This window comes from Rubrivirga sp. SAORIC476, from assembly GCF_002283555.1.
GTDB lineage: Bacteria > Bacteroidota > Rhodothermia > Rhodothermales > Rubricoccaceae > Rubrivirga.
Genome location: NZ_MVOI01000006.1, coordinates 15,262 through 33,132, shown reverse-complemented (window position 1 = coordinate 33,132; position 17,871 = coordinate 15,262). Strand labels below are relative to the sequence as shown.

Genomic DNA, 17,871 nt, shown 5'->3' with positions numbered 1-17,871 from the left:
CGAGACGGCGAGGACGCCGTAGAACCTACTCTCTCCTTCCATCCGGCTGTGCCCGACATCCCCGACTCCAACGACGACCTGATGGCCGAGTGCGACGTGGAGACGCTCTCGGGCAGCACGAAGGGTGGGCAGCGCGCCAACAAGGTCGAGACGGCCGTCCGCCTCACGCACCGGCCGACCGGGACCGTCGTCAACGAACGGAGTTCGCGGAGCCAGTTCCGCAACAAGGCCCTCGCCGTCCAAGAGCTGCGGCGGCGTCTCGAAGAAGCCAACCGGCCCGTCACGCCGCGGCGCCAGACGAAGCCGACTCGGGGCTCGAAGCGCCGCCGCCTGGAGGCCAAGCGCCAGCGGTCGGAGAAGAAGAAGCTCCGCCGCCCCCCCGACGTGTAGATGCGCCCTCTCTCGCTCTTCCTCGCCGCCGCCCTCGTCGGCTGCGGCGATACCGCCGCCGACGCCCCGGCGCCGCCGCCGGACGCCTCGCTGGCCCTGGCCGACACCGCCTCGGGGCCACTCCGGGCGCCACTGCAGGAGATCGAGATCCGCAGCGGGCAGTCCGACACGCTCGCCGTCGCGTCGCTGCTCGGCACCGATGCCGAGGCCACCTTCCCGCCCGCGCCGGGCGTCGAGGTGGAGTCGCTCGGCGATGGCCGCGTGGTAGTCCGCGTGTCCGACGAGGCGCCGCGCCCGGTCCTCGTGCCCGTCGAGGTGGGGGGCGTCGGCTACGTGCTCCTCGGGCGCGACGTGCCCGCCATCCGGCCGTCGCTGTCGCTGCGCGTCGAAGGCCTCGACCCGGCCGACCCGAGCCTGCTCGTCTTCACGGCCCGCGCCACCGACGGCTCGGAGCTGATGCTGGACGACGAGGACGGCACCGCGCTCGTCGACGACCGCGTGCTGGAGGAGAACGCCCTCGACATCCACGCGGACCGACTCGTGCTGGACCTCGACGCCGTCGGGCCGGGGCGCCGCCGCCTCCGCGTCATCGCCGCCTCGCCCGATGCGATCTCCAACTGGGCCGAGGTAGAGGTGGAGAACGGACGGTTGGTGGAGTAGCGGCCGAACGACGATGCCCCGCTCCGGGCACCTGGAGGGACACGACTCGTCGTGCCCGGGGCGGTCTGGCAGACACGTTGGATCGCGTCCTTACGCGTCGCGCACCGGCTCGGCCAGCGCGGCAAGAGCGTCGCCGGTGAGCCGCATCTTGGTCCACTCGTCCAGTGCCTCGGCGCCCAGCGAGCGGTAGAAGCCGAGCGCGAGTTCGTTCCAGTCGAGCACGATCCACTCCAGCCGCTCGGCCCCACGCGCGACGGCCTCCGCGGCGACGGCGCGGAACAACGCCAGCCCGATGCCCTGCCCGCGGTAGGCCGGGCGCACGAACAGGTCTTCCAGATAAAGCCCCCAGCCCGCGCGCCACGTCGAGAAGGCGGGAAAGAAGACCGCGACGCCCGCTGCGACGCCGTCCACCTCGGCGAGCAGACAGCCGAGGCGGGGCGAGGCGTCGGGCGCGAGCGCAGCGGCGAACGCGGCCGTCGAGGCCGAGACGTCGTCCGCCGACGCCTTCTCGTAGGCGGCCAGCTCGCGGACGAGCTCGCACACGGTCGCGGCGTCGGCAGGGGTGGCGGGGCGGAGCGTCATGGGTCAGCCGAAGCGACGGTAGTCCTCCTCGTCGTCGTCGAGGTCGTCGTCGTCGTCCGCGCCGAAGGAGCCGAGGCCGGAGAGGACGGAACCCATCATGTCGGCGTAGCTGGCGCCGTCGTCGGCGACCTCCTTGCCGAGCAGCGAGTGCTGGTGGAGCATCTCCAGCGCCAGCTCCATCATCGACGCCTTCTCGGCGGGTGACGGCGGCGCGGTGTGCGCGTCCACGAGCGCCCCGAGCCCCTCGACGCGGTCGAGCTGCTGGACGTACTCGGCGAAGCGGAGGTCGGTGTCGAGGTCGACCGTGTGGCCCTTCGAGAACCAGCCGAGGACCTCGCGGTAGGCCGCGCGGCCACCGTCGGCGCCGGACCCCTTGGCGGTCGGGTCCGGGAGGTAGGTCTTGACGATGGTAGAGACCGCCTTGCCGACGAGCGCCCGGGCGACGCCCTGCGCGCCCTCCTGCTCGCCCTCGTAGACCAGCTCCACCTTGCCCGTCACGGCGGGCTCGATGGCTTCGAGGTCGCTCGCGCGGAGCGTGGTCTCAGATTCGCCGTGGATCAGCGCGCGCCGCTCGGCGGCCGAGACTAGGTCCTCCAGCGCCGCCCGCGTCAGCCGCGCCGAGACGCCCGACTTCTGATCGACGTACTCGGAGGCCCGCGCCTCGAAGGCCACCTGCTCGACGATCTGCCGAAAGACGTGCGGGACGTGGACGGTCACCGCGCCGTCGCGCTCGGCCCACGCCTCCTGCCGCGTGATCTCGACGCCGATGCCCAGCTCGCGCGGGTAGTGGGTCAGGATCTGGGAGTCGATGCGGTCCTTGAGCGGCGTGATGATCGAGCCGCGGTTGGTATAGTCCTCCGGGTTGGCCGTGTACACCATCAGCACGTCGATCGGGATGCGGACGTTGAAGCCACGGATCTGGATGTCCTGCTCCTCCATGATGTTGAGCAGGCCCACCTGGATGCGCGGCTGGAGGTCCGGCAGCTCGTTGATGGCGAAGATGCCCCGGTGCGTGCGCGGGATGATGCCGAAGTGGATCACCTCCTCGTCGGCGTAGGTCAGCTTCCTCGTGGCCGCCTTGATCGGGTCGATGTCGCCGATGAGGTCGGCGATGGACGTGTCGGGCGTGGCCAGCTTCTCGCCGTAGCGGGCGGACCGGTGGAGCCAGGAGACCGGCGTCTCGTCGCCCTGGTCGTGGATCAGGTCGCGGGCGTACTTCGAGACCGGGTCCAGCGGGTCGTCGTGGATCTCGGAGCCTTCGACCTCGGGCACCCACTCGTCGAGGAGCGACGGCAGCATCCGCACGATGCGGCTCTTGGCCTGGCCGCGGAGGCCGAGCAGGATGAAGTCGTGGCGACCCAGCAGCGCATTCTGGACCTGCGGGATGACGGTCCGGTCGAAGCCGAGGATGCCGGGAAACACGTCGTCGCCAGACTGGAGGCGGGCGATCAGGTTAGCGCGGATCTCGTCCTTGACGGAGCGGGGCCGGTAGCCCGACGCCTTGAGGTCGCCGAGCGTCGAAATCTGGGGGGCGTCTGCCATCGGGGGACGGTTTTCTGTTGGCGTCCCTTCACGCCGCCCGCCGTGCGCCGTTCCGCCCCCGAGGCCCGCTAGCCTCGGCATCGAGGCGGGCAGGGGGAGATCAGCCGCCGAGCGCGTCGGCGCCGCTCACGTCGGGCGTCTCGTCCATCCAGAGCCAGCCGCTTCGGCCGTCGGGCGCGGTGACGTGGGCCCACCACTCGGTGACCGCCTCGGTGAGCGGGCGGAGGGCGGGCTCCTCGCCGGGTGGCCCCTGGAAGCCCCCAGCTTCGGAGAACCCGATCCGGCCGTCGAACCAGACGCGCGAGCTGCCCTCGCCCTCGTAGTCGAGCACGAGGAGCGTGTCGCCGGGCGCCAGCGGGGCCGTCTCGCCAGAGGCGAGGTACAGGTCGCTGGCCGCATCCACCACGACCTCACCCAGCCGCGTCACGAGGACGAAGCCGCGGTCCGCCTCAAGCGCGGTCCCGGCGGGGACGGTGAACGACGCGCTCGACGCATCGGCAGTGGCGTAGACGGTCGTCTCGGCCGAGGTGGTCCAAGTGCCGTAGACGCAGCCCTCAAACGGGCAGGCGCCCTCTACCCGGACGGGTGCCGCCGGGCGGGCCGCCAGGTCGGCGGTGTCGGTCGTGATCGAGAGCGTGTCGGCGCCCGCGGGCTCCGGCGCCTCCGCGGTGGGTGGCGACGGCGCGGGTACGTCCGCCTCGGGCGTCTCAGCGGGGTCGGTGGGCGCGCAGGCGGCGAGGGCCAGGAGCAGGGCGAGAGGGAGCGAGCGCATCGGCGTGGAGATGGGGCGTCTCCTGAACGTGCGCGCCTGCACGGAGGCTCCTGAGGGAACGCCCCAACCCGGGCCTCCAGCCGTCCCTGTGGGGGGTCTGGAGGGTGGGCTGTGCCCCGTGGCGTCGGGCGTCGGTTCGTACCATGTGTGCCCGCCACATCGCATTCGGTTCTATGCCCTCGTCGTTCGTCCGCCTCGCGGCGCTCTTCAGCCTGACCGCGCTGCTGCTGCCCGCGGTCGCACAGCAGCCCCTCCCCGCCCACGCGGGCGTCCACATCCTGACCGTCGGTCCCGGCGGCGACCTGATCTGCGACGAGGCCACCGAGGCGCAGGCGCAGGGCCTCCACGACGCGACCGCGAACCTGACGGGCCAGAGCGTGCGCCTGACGCCGCTGCCGTCGCTCAACGCCGAGGGCACGTCGGGCTTCCGCATCGTCCTGCGGGCGACGGACCAGCTGCTGGACCGCCCCGAGGCGCTGCTCGCCTTCCGGCGTTCGGCCGCGCGCTGGGAGCGGGTCCTCCAGAACGACATCACGGCGGTGATCGACGTGGACTACGGCCCGGAGCGCTTCGGGACGCCCTACGACGCCAACGTGCTCGGCTCCACGAACTCGGCGCTCCAGTTCGCGGGCGGCACGACCGGCACGGCCGACATGGTCGCGCGCCTGAAGGCCCGCGCCTCCGACGCCCAGGAGACGGCGCTCTACAACGCCATCCCATCCCCGACCCCCTCGACCAGTGCCGACGGCGCCACCCTCAACCGCGGCATCGGCGGGCAGATCTCGCTCCAGGTGCTCGGCTACCTGCCCGCCGTCACGAACTCCTCGGCGCCCTTCGGCAACGTGCCCTCGATCGGCTTCAACGACGCCTTCCCGTACGACTTCGACCCGACCGACGGCGTCGACAGCGACAAGACGGACTTCGAGGGCGTCGCCATCCACGAGATCGGGCACGCGCTCGGGTTCACGTCGGCCATCGGGGTCACGGCGGCGGGCTCGGAGCCGCTGTTCGCGCCGTGGGACCTGTTCCGCGTCCGCCCGGACGCCGTGGTGGCAGGCGAGAGCCTGACCGACGGCGTCGGCTTTGAGACCGCGCAGCGGGTCGTGACGCCGGGGCCGCCCAACTCGGTCGTGCTGACGGTCGAGAACGGGGTGACCTACTTCGAGCCGGTGCAGGTCTTCTTCGACGGACCGGCCACGTTCGAGGTCTCGACGGCCACCGGCGCGCGGCAAGGCGGCGACGGCCAGCAGGCCTCGCACTGGCGCGACGACGCGCTGCGCCCACCGTCCCTCGGCGCGGCGCGCAAGATCGGCATCATGGACCCCAACCTCGGCCGCGGCACCCGCGACCCACTGCGCTACGCCGACATCCGGATGCTCGACATCATCGGCTACACCGTCGACTACGACCCGCCGACGGCGACGCTGGCGCTCAGCGTGGATGGCCAGGCCATCGACGACCGCTTCCTGATCACCGACCCGATCGACCTCGGTGACGTGAACGCGGGGGCCACGCGCTCCGTGCCGCTGGTGATCGGCAACGCCGACAGCACGGCGCCGCTCGACTTCGTGATCGAGCTCGTGCGCACGAACACCTTCCCGACCACCACGTCCCCGACGTTCTCCGTCGCCAGCGGCACTGGCACCGTCCCGGCGGGCGGCTCCACGACGCGCCAGCTCACCATCGGCGGGGTCAACGGCCAGGCCATCGTCGAGGGGATCGTCCGCATCCGCTCCAACGACGACGACCGCGGCGTGGTCGAGGTCCCGGTGACGTTCACGACCGGCGGCGCCGTCCCCCCGGAGCTGACCGTCGGCGACCTCCCGACCACGCTCGGCGACCTCGGCACCGACGAGACGCGCACGGCGGGCCTCCCGGTGTCCAACGCGGGCACCTTCGACCTGAGCTACCGCGTGCTGACGGGGCTCGTCACGCGCGCCTTCGCGTTCCCCGAGACCACCGAGGCCGCCCGCACCGCGGCGCCGGTCTTCTCGGCCGACTTCGAGGGCGCCGACCCGCTCGCGTCGTTCCTCTTCAACCGGAAGTCGGCGCCGGACCGCTGGCAGACGCGCACGACGGGCCCGGCGGCCCTGCCCGGCCACTCCAGCCCGACGGCGCTGTACTACGGCAGCACGCTCTTCATCGACTCCTACGCGGACAACACGTTCGGCCAGATCCGCACGCCGACCATCGACCTGAGCGGCGCCTCGCCGGACAGCCGCGTGACGCTCTCGTTCGCGTACTACCTCCAGGCCGAGACGGGCTTCGACATCGCCTCGGTGCTCCTGTCGGTCGACGGCGGGCAGACCTTCGAGGAGCTCGCCTCCTCCGACGGCGGCCTCCTCCGCAACACCGAGGGCGCCTGGGAGACGGCCACGATCGAGGTGGCGGGCATCGCGAGCTTCCCCACCCCCGTCCAGTTCGCCTTCCGCTTCGAGAGCGACGCCAGCGTGACCGACGTCGGCTGGTTCCTCGACGACATCGTGGTGGACGTGGCCGAGGGCGAGGCACCGTTCTACGTCACTCCGGTCGGCGGCGTGATCCCGGGCAACGGCTCCGTAGACCTCACGCTGACCGTCGACGCAAGCGCGCTGGAGACCGGCTTCTATCGCGGCAGCGTCGAGCTGCGGACCAACCAGCCCGGCGACGACCCGGCGCCGTTCCCGATCGAGTTCTCGGTCGGCGGCGCCGTCCAGCCCACGATCACGGAGGCGGAGCCGATCCTGCCGCTGAACATCTACGGCGGCGACGTCTCTGAGCGCACGCTGAGTCTCCAGAACGGCGGCGACGCGACGCTCTCGTTCGTCCGCGTGCTGGAGCCCGCCACGAGCCGGTTCGAGGCGGGCGCAGCCGCGTCGCTGGGGCACTCGGCCTTCGACGGGCTGGCGGCACCCGGCACGGCCATCGCCGAGACGGCGGGCATGCGGTCGTCGGCGGGGGCCCTCGACGACGGCGACGTGCTCGGTGCGGTCTCGTTCGGCACGGCGCCCAAGCTCTACGACCTCGCCCAGTTGCCCAACGGCGACATCGTGCTGTTCGACGGCGCCTCGACGACGACGACGACGGCGACGGTCCTGGCGCGCGACCTCATGGACCCCGGCGACACGTTTAGCTCGACCGCCCTTGGCGCGTCGGTCACTGGCGTGGCCTACAACGACCAGACGGGGTCGCTCTGGGTCGCGCTGTTCGAAGACGCCACGCTCGCCGAGGTCACCCTCTCGAGCGGCAGCATCGTACCGACCGGGCGCACGGTCCCGCTCGACTTCACGCCCTTCGGCATGGACTACAGCCCCGAGCTGGACGCCTTCCTCATCGGGTCGTACGCCACGTCGGGCGTGCTCGCGGTCACCGCCGACGGCGCGCTGCTGCCGGGCTACCCGGCTTTCGTCGCCGGGCGCGACATCGACGCGGGGGCCACCTCGCTGCCGGGCGTCTCGTTCGCGCAGGGCCTTCTGGAGATGACGGGCGGGGCCACCGAGTTGCTCCCGCGCGACCAGTTCGGCGCGGGCTTCGGCGAGGCCAGCGGCGTGTTCTCGGCCGACGTGCTCGGCCAGTCCATGGGCGTGTACGGACTGCTCCGGGACCGCCTCGACCCGGACGGCTCGTTCTTCGTCACCACGCGCTCGGACGCGGCCAGCGGGGCGACGGCGCGGCTCGTCCGCATCGACCCGCCGGACCTGCCCGCGGGCGTCGGCACGCGCGTGCGCGCCGGGGCTCCGATCTTTGCCGACCGCTCCATCGCCCCGCGCGAGGCCTTCGACGTGATCCTGGAGGTGGACGCGACGGACCTGCCGCCGGGCGAGTTGACCGACGAGATCGCGTTCCTGACCAACAACCCGACCACGCCGGTCGTCCGCTACCCGCTGACGCTGAGCGTGAGCCCGGTGGCGTCCGAGGCCGAGGCCCCGGAAGCGTTCACGCTGGCGGGCGTCGACCCGAACCCGGTGGGCGGCGTCGGCCGCGTCCGGTTCGCGCTGGCCGAGGCCGCCGACGTGTCGGTGTCGGTGTTCGACGCGCTGGGCCGCCGCGTGGCGATCCTCGCCGAGGCGCCGATGGCGGCGGGGGCGCACGAGCTGCCGTTCCCGGCGGCGTCGCTGGCGCCGGGCGTCTACGTGATCCGCCTCGTGGCGGGCACCGAGCAAGCCGCGCGGACGGTCACGGTGGTACGGTAGCCTCGTCATCCGGCCCTCCTCGCCTCGGTGCCGAGGCGGGGAGGTTCGAGCCTTTACGGGAGGGTCGGGACAGAATCGCGCTCCGACGGGACGGGCGGCGCGCCGTCCCACCGGAACAGGATCACCCGGCTCTCCGGCGTCTGGAGGACGCCTGGCGGGCGCACCATCAGCACCGCCAGTTCGACCGCCCCGTCGGGTGCGCGGCGGATCGCGAGGTCCTGCGCCACGTCGATCTCCAGACCCCGCGTGGGGCTGACGAGCACGCGCTCCAGCTGGCCGCGCCGGTCGTAGACATCCACGCGGACCTCGTCGGAGCGGAGGTTGAGCACGAACAGACGGCCCAGGAGGGCGGCGGCGCTCGACGTGAGCAGCGGCGGCTCGTCCACCTCGTCGCGCATGAACTGCGCCGAGCGGACGAGCTGGGGCGAGTAGAAGCCCGTCAGCGCGAGCGTGTCGGCCGCGCCGAGACCGCCCGCCTCGGTAGGCTCCAGGCGGTCGACGACGGGGCGGTAGCCGGAGAGCGCCACCACGCGGTCGCGCCACCACCGCAGAAAGCCGACCGAGCGCCACGCGGAGCCGGGCAGCGCCTGCCGCGCCGTTTCCCGTCCCCGCTCGTCCAGCCGGACGACCGCGGGCGCCAGCGTGTCCGGCCCGCCGCCCACACGGACGGCCAGCACGTCGCGCGTGGCGAGCGCCACCGTGGCCCCGAGCGGCGCCGGGACCTCGCGGACGACGCCCTCGCCCGGCACGACCCACAGCAGCGCAGGCGTCCCGCGCGCGAGCACCACCAGCGTGTCGCCACGGACGCCCGCGCCGTACGGGAAGCTGCCCGTGGGCACGTCGGTCCGGTCGCGATAGTCGCCCTCGGCCGAGAACCGGCGGACGCTGCCCTCCTGCGTCTCCACGACCGCGAGCGCCCCGCCGACCCACGCGATGGTGGACGGCACGGTCATCGGGTCGGCCTCGGGGGCACGGGCGGTCCAGACCTGGGCGAGCGTGTCCACCGGCACCGCCTCGGCGATGGCCTGGGCGGCCGAGTCGGCGGCGGCGAGGGCGCGGCTGTTCTCCTTCTGGCTCGACGGCAGACAGGCCTGGAGAGCCAGGGGCAAGAGGCAGGCGGCCAGCGTGCCGAGTCTCCTCTTCCTGCCCCACACTCGGTGCCGCGTGCCTCTCCTCATCGTGCGTCCCCGAGCGTCAGCGTGAGGTCGAGGGCCTCACCGCCGCGGACGACGCCGAGGCGGACCGAGTCTCCGGCGCGCTTGTCGACCAGCCGGTCGCGCACGTCCTCGTTGGAGCGCACCGGCTCGCCCTCGATGGTCGCGATCACGTCGCGCGGCAGGAAGCCCGCCCGCTCGGCCGGGCTGTTCGAGTCGATGGAGGTCACCACCAGGCCGCGCGCGTCGCTCAGGCCGAGCTGCTGCGCCAGCCGCGCGCTCACCGGCCGGATGCTCAGGCCCGTGTAGAAGGAGCGGTCCACGACGCCATCCTCCCGCAGCTCCTCCACCACCTGGCGGACGCGCCACGACGGCACCGAGAAGCCCAGCCCGACCGATCCGCCCGACTGGGTGTAGATGATCGTGTTCATGCCGATCACCCGGCCGAGCGCGTTCAGCAGCGGCCCGCCCGAGTTGCCGCTGTTGATGGCCGCGTCGGTCTGGATCATGTCGCGGAAGATGCGGCCCTGCTGCGCCGGGAAGTCGCGCCCGATGGCGCTCACCACGCCCACCGTGACGGTCGGCTCGGCGGCCTCGAACAGGCCAAACGGGTTGCCCAGCGCGATGGCCCACTCGCCGACCACCGCGTCACCGTTCTCTTCGAAGGCGAGGTACGGGAGCGGCCCTGGAGGGTCCACCTTGAGGAGCGCGATGTCGGTTTCGGGGTCGCTGCCGACCAGCGTGGCGGGCATCTGGGTGCCGTTCGGGAACGCGATCGTGATCTTGGTGGCCTGCCCCGCGACGTGGTCGTTGGTGACGATGTAGCCATCCTCGGAGATGACGAAGCCCGAGCCGAGGCTCTGGACCTCCTGCTGATAGACGCGGTCCGGGATCCGACGCCCGTAGAACAGCTCCTCGATGGGGTTCGCCCGGCGCACGACGCGCTGCACCTCGATCACGTTGACCGACACGACGGCGGGGCTGGCCACCTCGACGGCGCGCGTGATGGCCGTCCGGCGGCTCGTCCCGACCTGGATCTCGGCCCGCTCCAGCGCGCCGGGCGCGTCGACGGCGACGGGGCCGTCGGCCTGTTGAGAGTGAACCTGCTGCTGGCACCCGACGAGGGCGAAGGCGAAGACGAGGGGGGCGAGTCGCATGGCGAGTCCGTGGAGAAGGCGGGGGTACGGGGGCGGCTCCGGTCGGTTTCTGAACACGCCGTGGACCGCACGTCGGCGTCGCAGGCGGCATCCTCGCGGCGCGAGGTCGCTCCGCGTGTCTCGGCGTGGGGGAGACGCTCAACGCGCGGCGCCTCGCGACCGTGCCCTCCGGGTCGGCGTACCATGCGCCCTCTCGCTCCCGCCGCCGTGCCGTTCCTCACCCAGCGCCTCTCCCGCATCGCGTTCGCCGGCATGATCGCGTGGCTGGGCCTGCTGTTCCTCCCGCTCGCCACCGACACGGGGACAGCCGAGGAGGCGGCGCACCTCGTGCTGCTGGCGCCGCTGGCACTGATCCCCCTGTTCCTGACGGCCAGCGTGCCTGCCTCGTTCGCCCCGGCCCCTCGCGTCCTCACGGCAGCGTCGTGGCTGTTGATTCCGGGGATGATCGGCGCGGCCGGGTCGCTGCTCGTGCCGGAGGGCGTGGTCGCAGGCGCTCTGGCGGCGGTCTGGCTGCTGCCGACCGTCACGCTCGCGGTGTGGGCTGCGCGCGAGGCCCTCGGCCAGTGGCAGTCGGCCCGCCTCGACGCCGCCGAGGCCGCCCTCGCCCTGGGCTGGGCGACGCTGCCGGGCGGGGCCCTCTGGCTGGTGCTCGCGCGCTCGGGCATCGACACCGGGTACGGGAGCCTCGTGGCGCTCCTCACGGCCGCGCATTTCCACTACGCGGGCGCCCTCGTGCTGGTCTGGGCAGGGCTCCTCGGACGGACGCTCCCGGCGCGCTGGCACCGGCTGCATGCCGGGCTGGTCGTCGGGCTGGCGGTCGGGTTCTGGGGCGTCGCGGCGGGGATCGCGCTGAGCCGCGGCCCGGCGGGCGGCTCGCTCGTCGAGGCACTCGGGGTGGCGGTGCTCACCGCGTCGGCCATCGGCATGGGCGGGCTCGGCGTCGTCCGCGGGGGCGCCTTCGAGGACCGGACGGCGGGGCTGATGGTGGCCGTCTCAGGCGGCGCGCTCGCTCTGGCGATGGTCCTCGCGGGCTGGTTCCAGTTCGGCACGCGCCTCGGAGTCGACCCGCCCGACATCGCCTGGATGACGGCGCGGCACGGGTGGCTCAACGCGTTCGGCTTCGGCCTGTGGGGCGCGCTCGGGTGGCGGCGGGTGCGGCCGCGGACCCGGTAACCCGCTCGTCGGCTCGCGGGACCCGACCGACCGCGGTATCCCGCGGGCACGCCGATGGCGTGCCCCTGCGCGAACGCGTCCGCCTCACTCCAGCACCACCTCGCGCTGCGCCGAGGCGGACCGACCCGCGACGGCATCCTCCACGGTGACCGTGAGCGTGTAGCGGCCCGGGTCCTGGTCCCGGATGTCGATGAAGAACGAGACGACCTCGTCGGCGCGAACGCCGCTGGCCTCGGTGGTCACGGAAACGCCCGGTCCCTGGCCGCGGCCGAAGAGGCGACCGAGGAGGCCGCCGCGCCGCGCCACCGGGCGGAGGGTCGCCTCGACCGTCGTCCGCGTCCGCCCCTCATCCATCGCGAGGCCGTACGCCTCCAGCACCACGTACACCGGGTCCGTCGTGGCGAACGCGGCCCGCGGCGCGGGCACGATGCCCAGCCCGTCGCGGACGACCGGGCCGCGTCCCTCGTCGTCCACGCTCGTCGCCAGCAGCAGGTCGCTCAGGCCGAACCGAAGGCCGGCGCCAGCCACGCCGTCCGCCAGCGGCTCGATGGCCACGTCGGCAGCGCCGCGTGGCGTGCCTCCGGCCGCCTCGGCCTCCACGCGGACCGTCCCGGGGCCGGACAGGCGGAGGGTCGCGGCCTCGGCCCAGACCGCCTCCCCCCCACTCCGCACGATGCGGCCCGCCGCGAGCCGGTCGCGCTCCTGCACGGCGCGGTCCGTCACCTGACCGTCGGTCAGGGCGAAGGCGCCCGTTCGCACCGGAGGCGGCATCTCCGAGACCAGCACCCCGAACCCGACCACCACCTCGGTGCCACCGCCCGCTGCGCGGAAGCGCGACACGAGCACCGGCACCTCGGCCGTGGGCAGGTCCTGCGACCGCTGCGGGTCGGTGCGCTGCATGGCGCGGTCGCGCATCACGAAGTCGTCGCGCCGCGCCGACGCGCCAGGACCGGAGAACGCGACGGCGGGCGGACTGTAGGTGCGGAAGGCGCCGTCGCGCTCGGGGTCGTCGAAGACGAACTGGAAGTCCTCGTAGTCCCAGACGCGGAAGTTGTCGTCGCCGTAGGCCGCGACGCCGAACTCGCTGGGTGTGAACGACATCGCGCGGCGCGGCGGCCCGTAGCGAACCCACAGGACGCCTTGCTCGGTGTCGGCGCCGGGACCGGGCGGCTCCCACAACGTGCCGACGCTCCGCCCGAACCGGAGGTCCGCCTCGACGACGCGGGCGCGGTGCTCGACGCGCCGCTCGGAGCGCGCGGTGAGCAGGCGCGGGTCGGTCTCGGCCCAGAAGCGCGCCGCCGTCCCTGCCGGGTCGGCGTCATAGGCCTCGCGCGCGTCCAGCGGCAGCAGCGGGCGGACGTTCTCGAAGCGGGCGCGGGCGACGGGCGCGAGCCGCGGCAGCGCCCGGTCGAACGCGGCTCCGGCCGCCTCGGCGTCGCCGAGGTGGTGGTGGGCGAGGCCGGCGTACAGGTCGGCCCGCGGGTCGCCCGAGGCGGCGCTCCAGGCCTCGGCGAGGGCGAGCAGGCCGGCCCAGTCGCGGGCGACGACGTTCAGGGTGGCGGCAGCCTGCGCCGCGGCGGACGAGGCGGGGTCGGCGGTGCGCCACGTGTCCAGCCAGCGGACGGCGTCGCGGTGGGCGTCCCGCGCGCGGCCGTCGCGTTCGAGCGGCGGGCCCATCGCCGCGCGGTCGTCCATGTCGAACCGCGAGGTCGACATCCGGGACGCGATCTCGGCCGGGCTGATGAAGGCGCCGTAGGGCGAGGACACGTCCCCGAAGCGGACGCGGTCGTGCCACTGGAGCACCGTCCACACGGCGTCGTCCACGAGCACGCGGAGCGCGAGCGTGTCGGCGGGCGCGAGGCGGAGGAGGCGCGTCGCGCCGTCGACGATCTGCTGGTGGCGGAAGGGCCGCGGCACGCTCCCCATCCCGACCCCGGCCAGTTCGAGGCGGAGCCGGAGGCGCGTCAGCGCGGCGCGGTCGGGCGTGTCGTCGTCGGCGTCCCGGAGCGCGGTGTAGAGGAGGGCGTGCGCGCCGCTGGAGTCGCCCGCGGCCAGCCGCGCCTCGGCCTCCGCCAGCGCCGACTGCGCCTGGGTGGGCATCGCGAACGCGAACAGAACGAGCAGGAGGACGGAGCGCATGGGTCGGGGCGGACGATCCGCGCGTACCCGGGGCGCCGTCGTTCGGGTTCCTCTGCGGAAGGGCAGGACGAGGCGGACACGCGGCGTTACCCTTCGACCGGCTGCCCCGCCTGTGTCAACGCACCCGCGAAGGACGGCAGAGGTAAGGGACCAAGGCGCGTTTGTCCTGCGCTCCTCTCTTCCTGCCTTCCAGCGCTCTTTCCTCCTCCCTCTCCGTTGGATTACCGCTTCCTCATCGCGCGCCGCTACCTCGCCAGCCGCCGTCGGCTGACGCTGATCTCGGTCATCTCCGGCATCTCGGTCGCCGGCGTGGCCGTCGGCGTGGCCGCGCTGGTGGTCGTGCTGAGCGTGCTGAACGGCTTCTACGACGTGGTGCGCGACCTGCTGGTGAGCTACGACCCGCACGTGCGCGTGGAGTCGGTCGAGGGCGGCGGCATCGCCGACATCGACACGCTGGCGGCGCTGGCGCGGCTGGAGCCCGGCGTGGTCTCGGCGACGCCCTTCGTCGAGGGCAAGGCGCTGCTCGCCACCGACGACAGCGGCGCGCTCAACCAGGTCGTGACGGTGCGCGGCGTGGACCCGTCGGCGCTGGACGCGGAGGTGGAGCGCTCGATCCTCGACGGCGCCTTCAGCCTCGGGCGCGAGGACGGCACGGTGGGCATCGTGATCGGGGCGGCGCTGGCGGGGCGGACGGGCGTCCGCGCGCCTCAGCCGGGCGTGTCGCTCGACGGCGGCCCCGAGGCCGGGCGGGTGCCGGGCAGCACGGTGTCGCTGCTCTCGGCCGCGGCGCTGGAGCGCGCCATCGGCCTGTACCCGTTCGGCCTGCCCGACCAGCGCGCCTTCGAGGTCCGCGGCACCTTCTCGCTGGAGCCGACCTACGACGAGACGCACGTGTTCGTGGGCCTCGCCGAAGCACAGCGGCTCTTCCAGATGACCGGCCGCGTGACCGGCCTCGACCTCCGCCTGACCGACCTCGACGACGCCGCCGCCGTGCAGGGCGTGTTCCAGGAACGCCTCGACGCGGCGTTCCCCGGCCAGTACACCGTCCGCACGTGGTACGACCTCCAGGGCTCGCTCTATAGCGTCATGAAGCTGGAGAAGTGGGCGGCGTCGGCCATCCTCGCGCTCATCATCGTGGTGGCCGCGTTCAACATCGTCGGGGCGCTGACGATGATCGTGATCGAGAAGCAACGCGACCTGGGGGCGCTCCAGGCGATGGGCGCCAGCCGGGCGGACGTGCGGCGCATCTTCCTACTGGAGGGCCTGCTGGTGGGCGGCGTCGGCGCGGGGATCGGGCTAGCGCTGGGCCTAGCGGTCTCGCTGGCTCAGAAGACGTTCGGGATCGTGAAGATGGCCGAGGCGGGGTCGTTCGTGATCGATGCGTACCCGGTCGCCATCCGTCCGTTCGACGTGGGCGTGGTCCTCGTGGTGGCCGTCGGGCTGTGCGCGCTGGCCGCGGTCTACCCGGCGGCGCGGGCGGCGTCGATCGACCCGGCGCGGGCGGTCCAGTCGGGGGCGTAGACCGGCGTCCACAGTCCAAACGGCCTCCGGGCCGGCCAACGGTGGGAGGAGGTTCTTAAGAGTGGTCTCCGGGAGCGCTCCGGTTCCGCTCTGCACGGGTCAATCGCAAGATGAGACCGTAGGTTTCGAGGCGACGGGTCTGGCCGATACCGAAGACACGTCTCCCCACCACACCTGATCCCGGTTCGTATGTCTCGCCCGTTCGCGCTGCTGCTGGCAGCTCTCTGCCTCCTCCCCCTCTCCGCCTGCGACGAGACCGGCCCCGGTCTCACCCTCGAGCAGGGCGTCGACGTGGCGGTCGACGACGCCATCCTGGCGCGCGACCGCGGCGACTACGCCCAGGCCGTCGACCTGCTCGGGCAGGCGCTGGAGTCGGAGCCCACCAACGCCGTCGTCCGCGTCGAGCTCGCGACGACGCTCCTGCAGCGCGACGGCATCGACCTGATCGACCTCGACCGCGTCGGCCAGTACCTGACGACGTTCACCGGCGAGACGGGCTCGGCGGCCACGGCCGGCCGCGGCGTCTGCTCGTACGCCTCCGACCCCAACGCCGAGGCCTTCGACCCGGCGGGCGTGGACGGCTTCGAGGACATCCTGGCCTACGCCGAGACGCTCGAAGAGGCGAAGGACCTGCTGCAGGGCCTCCTGCCGGACGCCATCCAGTCGTTCGACCTCTGCACGACCGTCGTCGACGGCGAGCTGGCGTACGACCGCGAGGGCGCCGTCGCCGAGCTCCGCGCGCTGGGCCTCTCGGAGGACCGGATCGCGCAGGCCCTCGCCGTGAGTGCCGTCTCGACGTTCATGCAGGCGTACCTCTACATCTCCGAGGAACTGCCCGAGACCACGACGTGGTACCGCCTCTCGGACGGCTCGATCGCCATCTGCGCCGACGACGAGGACGCCGTCCGCGATCAGGCCGAGGGCTCGATCCGCGGACTGGGCCAGGCGCTGCTGTCGCTCGACACGCGGGCCAGCCTGCTCGGCAGCGGCTCCGTCGCCGCTGAGATCGTCGACACCGCGCTCGAAGTCTACATCGAGTTCGAGGACGCCGTGGCCGACTACTGCACGGCCGAGTAAGCCCGCTCTCCCTTCGCCGACGGCGACGCGCGGCCAGGCGGGCCGGGCCTCTTCGGAGCGCCCTCCCCTGGCAGCCGTCGCCGTTCGTGTGTCTCCCTGAGGCCCTCCCCCCGGACCCCACCATGCCCCGCCTTCTCTGGCTCGCCGCGCTCCTGAGCGCCGCGCCTGCTGCCGTCGCCCAGCCCTTCGTCACCCCGGCTCACGAGGCGCCGGTCGCCATCACCGATCTCGCGCGGGTCGCGACCGGCGGCGCCGTGGTCGCGCTGCCGACGCTCGACTCGCCGTTCCTCTCCAACCCCGCCCACGTCACCGACCGCGGGCTGACGGTCACGGTCCTCGGCGCCGCCGCGGGCGTCGGGGGCAACGTCAACGAGACGTGGGCCTACTACCGGGACGAGCTCGGCCCGGCCATCGAGGAGGGCCTGGACAGCATCCGGACGGCCAACCCGGGTCGCCTGGAGCGCCTCTACGACGAGGCGTTCCGCATCGGTGGGCAACCCAAGACGGCCGACCTCGCCGTGCTGGGGCCGTCGGTCCGCTTCGCGACCGGCCCCGCCGCCGTCGGCGTGGGCGCCTATGCGCAGGCCGTCACGCGGGGCCGCATCACCGACGGCGGCGGCGGCATCCCGTTCATCGACCTCTACAGCCGTGCCGACCTCGCCGTGCCGGTGGTGGCGGGCGTGGACCTGTCCAAGACGCCCGCCGGCCTGACGATCCCGTTCGGCCTCCGCCTCGGCGCCTCGGCGACGTACGTCCAGCGGCGCGTGACCGCCAAGGCCTCGCCGGTCGACGCCCTCGACCCGGACGCCGAGAAACTGTACGTGCTCCGGGCCGACGGCGTCCGCCTCGCGGTGGGCGCCTATGCGACCGACGTGGGCGTGCCCGGGCTGGACGTGGGCGCCTCGGTGTCGAACGTGGGCGGCTCGTTCGACTACGACTTCGACCGGTCGATCGTGATCGAGGGGTCGGAGGAGGACCCCGACGACGCGGTCGAGATCGCGACGCTGGAGGCGCGCTTCGACGACCGGCCCGCCGAGGCGGTCGTGCGGCTCGGCGCCGCGTACCGCCTCCCCTCGGTGCCCGGCCTCGCCGATGCGGCCGTCGGCGTCGACTACTCGTCGGCACGGACCTCTGACTTCGACCAGTCGACGCAGGCGGGCCTGCGGGGTGGCGTCCGCGCCCGCCTCGCCGGCGTGCTGGCAGTGCGCGCGGGTCTCAGCCAGGGCATGCCGTCGGCGGGCATCGGGATCGTGACGCGGGCCTTCCGCCTCGAGTACGCGACGTATGGCGTCGAGGACGGGCGCCTGCTCGGCCAGCTTCGCCGCCGCAACCACGTCGTCCAGCTCCGCTTCGGGCTGTTGTAGCGGTGAGGGCGGGGGAACGGAGAACGAGCAGAGGGCCGGGATGCCATTCCGGAGCCTGCCAGGAGTGGTTGCCCATCCCCCATCCCCCGGTCCCGTCTTCGCCCCAGACTCACACGCTACGGGCTCTCAGCGGTTGGCCTCGGCGCCGCGGGTCCGTAGGTTCATGGG

The 17,871-nt window shown here is 73.3% G+C and carries 13 protein-coding genes; 7 read left to right on the top strand and 6 right to left on the bottom strand.

The genetic code is table 11. The features are described from left to right. The first annotated feature begins 48 nt into the window (after positions 1–48). Complete coding sequence (locus B1759_RS11625; RefSeq protein ID WP_095515249.1) at positions 49–390, top strand: peptide chain release factor-like protein; 342 nt, start codon at positions 49–51, stop codon at positions 388–390. Further along, on the top strand, positions 391–1,050 hold the full coding sequence (locus B1759_RS11620; RefSeq protein ID WP_095515248.1) for a hypothetical protein: 660 nt from the start codon (positions 391–393) through the stop codon (positions 1,048–1,050). 90 nt (positions 1,051–1,140) lie between these two features. On the opposite strand, the gene B1759_RS11615 is transcribed toward B1759_RS11620, so the two are convergent. From B1759_RS11615 to B1759_RS11605, 3 genes are all read right to left on the bottom strand, one after another. After that, positions 1,141–1,632 carry a GNAT family N-acetyltransferase gene (locus tag B1759_RS11615; protein ID WP_095515247.1) on the bottom strand — a complete coding sequence of 164 codons (492 nt, stop codon included), beginning with the start codon at positions 1,630–1,632 and terminating at the stop codon, positions 1,141–1,143. A gap of 3 nt (positions 1,633–1,635) precedes the next feature. Beyond that, the gene (locus B1759_RS11610) at positions 1,636–3,174 is read right to left on the bottom strand and encodes a magnesium chelatase (protein WP_095515246.1); all 1,539 of its coding nucleotides are present in this window, start codon (positions 3,172–3,174) and stop codon (positions 1,636–1,638) included. 100 nt (positions 3,175–3,274) lie between these two features. Continuing rightward, positions 3,275–3,946 (bottom strand): hypothetical protein, encoded by a 672-nt coding sequence (locus tag B1759_RS11605; protein ID WP_095515245.1) that lies wholly within the window; start codon positions 3,944–3,946, stop codon positions 3,275–3,277. 173 nt (positions 3,947–4,119) lie between these two features. On the opposite strand from B1759_RS11605, the gene B1759_RS11600 reads away from it, so the two are divergent. Beyond that, the gene (locus B1759_RS11600; protein ID WP_095515244.1) at positions 4,120–8,118 is read left to right on the top strand and encodes an NF038122 family metalloprotease; all 3,999 of its coding nucleotides are present in this window, start codon (positions 4,120–4,122) and stop codon (positions 8,116–8,118) included. Between the two features lie 53 nt (positions 8,119–8,171). On the opposite strand, the gene B1759_RS11595 is transcribed toward B1759_RS11600, so the two are convergent. Both B1759_RS11595 and B1759_RS11590 read right to left on the bottom strand, forming a co-directional pair. After that, a complete protein-coding gene (locus tag B1759_RS11595; RefSeq protein WP_095515243.1) occupies positions 8,172–9,227 on the bottom strand; it encodes a hypothetical protein in 1,056 nt (351 codons plus the stop codon). 65 nt (positions 9,228–9,292) lie between these two features. Further along, on the bottom strand, positions 9,293–10,429 hold the full coding sequence (locus B1759_RS11590) for a S1C family serine protease (RefSeq protein ID WP_095515242.1): 1,137 nt from the start codon (positions 10,427–10,429) through the stop codon (positions 9,293–9,295). 183 nt (positions 10,430–10,612) lie between these two features. Between B1759_RS11590 and B1759_RS11585 the strand changes: the two genes are divergently transcribed. Beyond that, positions 10,613–11,602, top strand: coding sequence for a YndJ family transporter (locus B1759_RS11585; protein WP_095515241.1), 990 nt, complete (start codon positions 10,613–10,615; stop codon positions 11,600–11,602). Positions 11,603–11,686: 84 nt separating this feature from the next. Here the strand turns inward: B1759_RS11585 and B1759_RS11580 are convergent, their stop codons facing one another. Beyond that, positions 11,687–13,741: a GWxTD domain-containing protein gene (locus tag B1759_RS11580; RefSeq protein WP_095515240.1), complete on the bottom strand. Its 2,055-nt coding sequence runs from the start codon at positions 13,739–13,741 to the stop codon at positions 11,687–11,689. A gap of 216 nt (positions 13,742–13,957) precedes the next feature. Between B1759_RS11580 and B1759_RS11575 the strand changes: the two genes are divergently transcribed. The 3 genes from B1759_RS11575 to B1759_RS11565 all read left to right on the top strand — a co-directional run bounded on the left by B1759_RS11575 (position 13,958) and on the right by B1759_RS11565 (position 17,703). Next, positions 13,958–15,262 (top strand): FtsX-like permease family protein, encoded by a 1,305-nt coding sequence (locus tag B1759_RS11575; RefSeq protein ID WP_095515239.1) that lies wholly within the window; start codon positions 13,958–13,960, stop codon positions 15,260–15,262. A 189-nt stretch (positions 15,263–15,451) separates the two neighbouring features. After that, a complete protein-coding gene (locus tag B1759_RS11570) occupies positions 15,452–16,339 on the top strand; it encodes a tetratricopeptide repeat protein (protein WP_095515238.1) in 888 nt (295 codons plus the stop codon). A 122-nt stretch (positions 16,340–16,461) separates the two neighbouring features. Continuing rightward, positions 16,462–17,703 (top strand): hypothetical protein, encoded by a 1,242-nt coding sequence (locus B1759_RS11565; RefSeq protein ID WP_095515237.1) that lies wholly within the window; start codon positions 16,462–16,464, stop codon positions 17,701–17,703. Positions 17,704–17,871 lie beyond the last annotated feature (168 nt).

Coding starts and splice junctions, on each gene's coding strand:
- B1759_RS11610 (WP_095515246.1), bottom strand. CDS start 3,174: ATGGCAGACGCCCCCCAGATTTCGACGCTCGGCGACCTCAAGGCGTCG.
- B1759_RS11605 (WP_095515245.1), bottom strand. CDS start 3,946: ATGCGCTCGCTCCCTCTCGCCCTGCTCCTGGCCCTCGCCGCCTGCGCG.
- B1759_RS11580 (WP_095515240.1), bottom strand. CDS start 13,741: ATGCGCTCCGTCCTCCTGCTCGTTCTGTTCGCGTTCGCGATGCCCACC.
- B1759_RS11565 (WP_095515237.1), top strand. CDS start 16,462: ATGCCCCGCCTTCTCTGGCTCGCCGCGCTCCTGAGCGCCGCGCCTGCT.
- B1759_RS11600 (WP_095515244.1), top strand. CDS start 4,120: ATGCCCTCGTCGTTCGTCCGCCTCGCGGCGCTCTTCAGCCTGACCGCG.
- B1759_RS11585 (WP_095515241.1), top strand. CDS start 10,613: ATGCGCCCTCTCGCTCCCGCCGCCGTGCCGTTCCTCACCCAGCGCCTC.
- B1759_RS11615 (WP_095515247.1), bottom strand. CDS start 1,632: ATGACGCTCCGCCCCGCCACCCCTGCCGACGCCGCGACCGTGTGCGAG.
- B1759_RS11590 (WP_095515242.1), bottom strand. CDS start 10,429: ATGCGACTCGCCCCCCTCGTCTTCGCCTTCGCCCTCGTCGGGTGCCAG.
- B1759_RS11570 (WP_095515238.1), top strand. CDS start 15,452: ATGTCTCGCCCGTTCGCGCTGCTGCTGGCAGCTCTCTGCCTCCTCCCC.
- B1759_RS11620 (WP_095515248.1), top strand. CDS start 391: ATGCGCCCTCTCTCGCTCTTCCTCGCCGCCGCCCTCGTCGGCTGCGGC.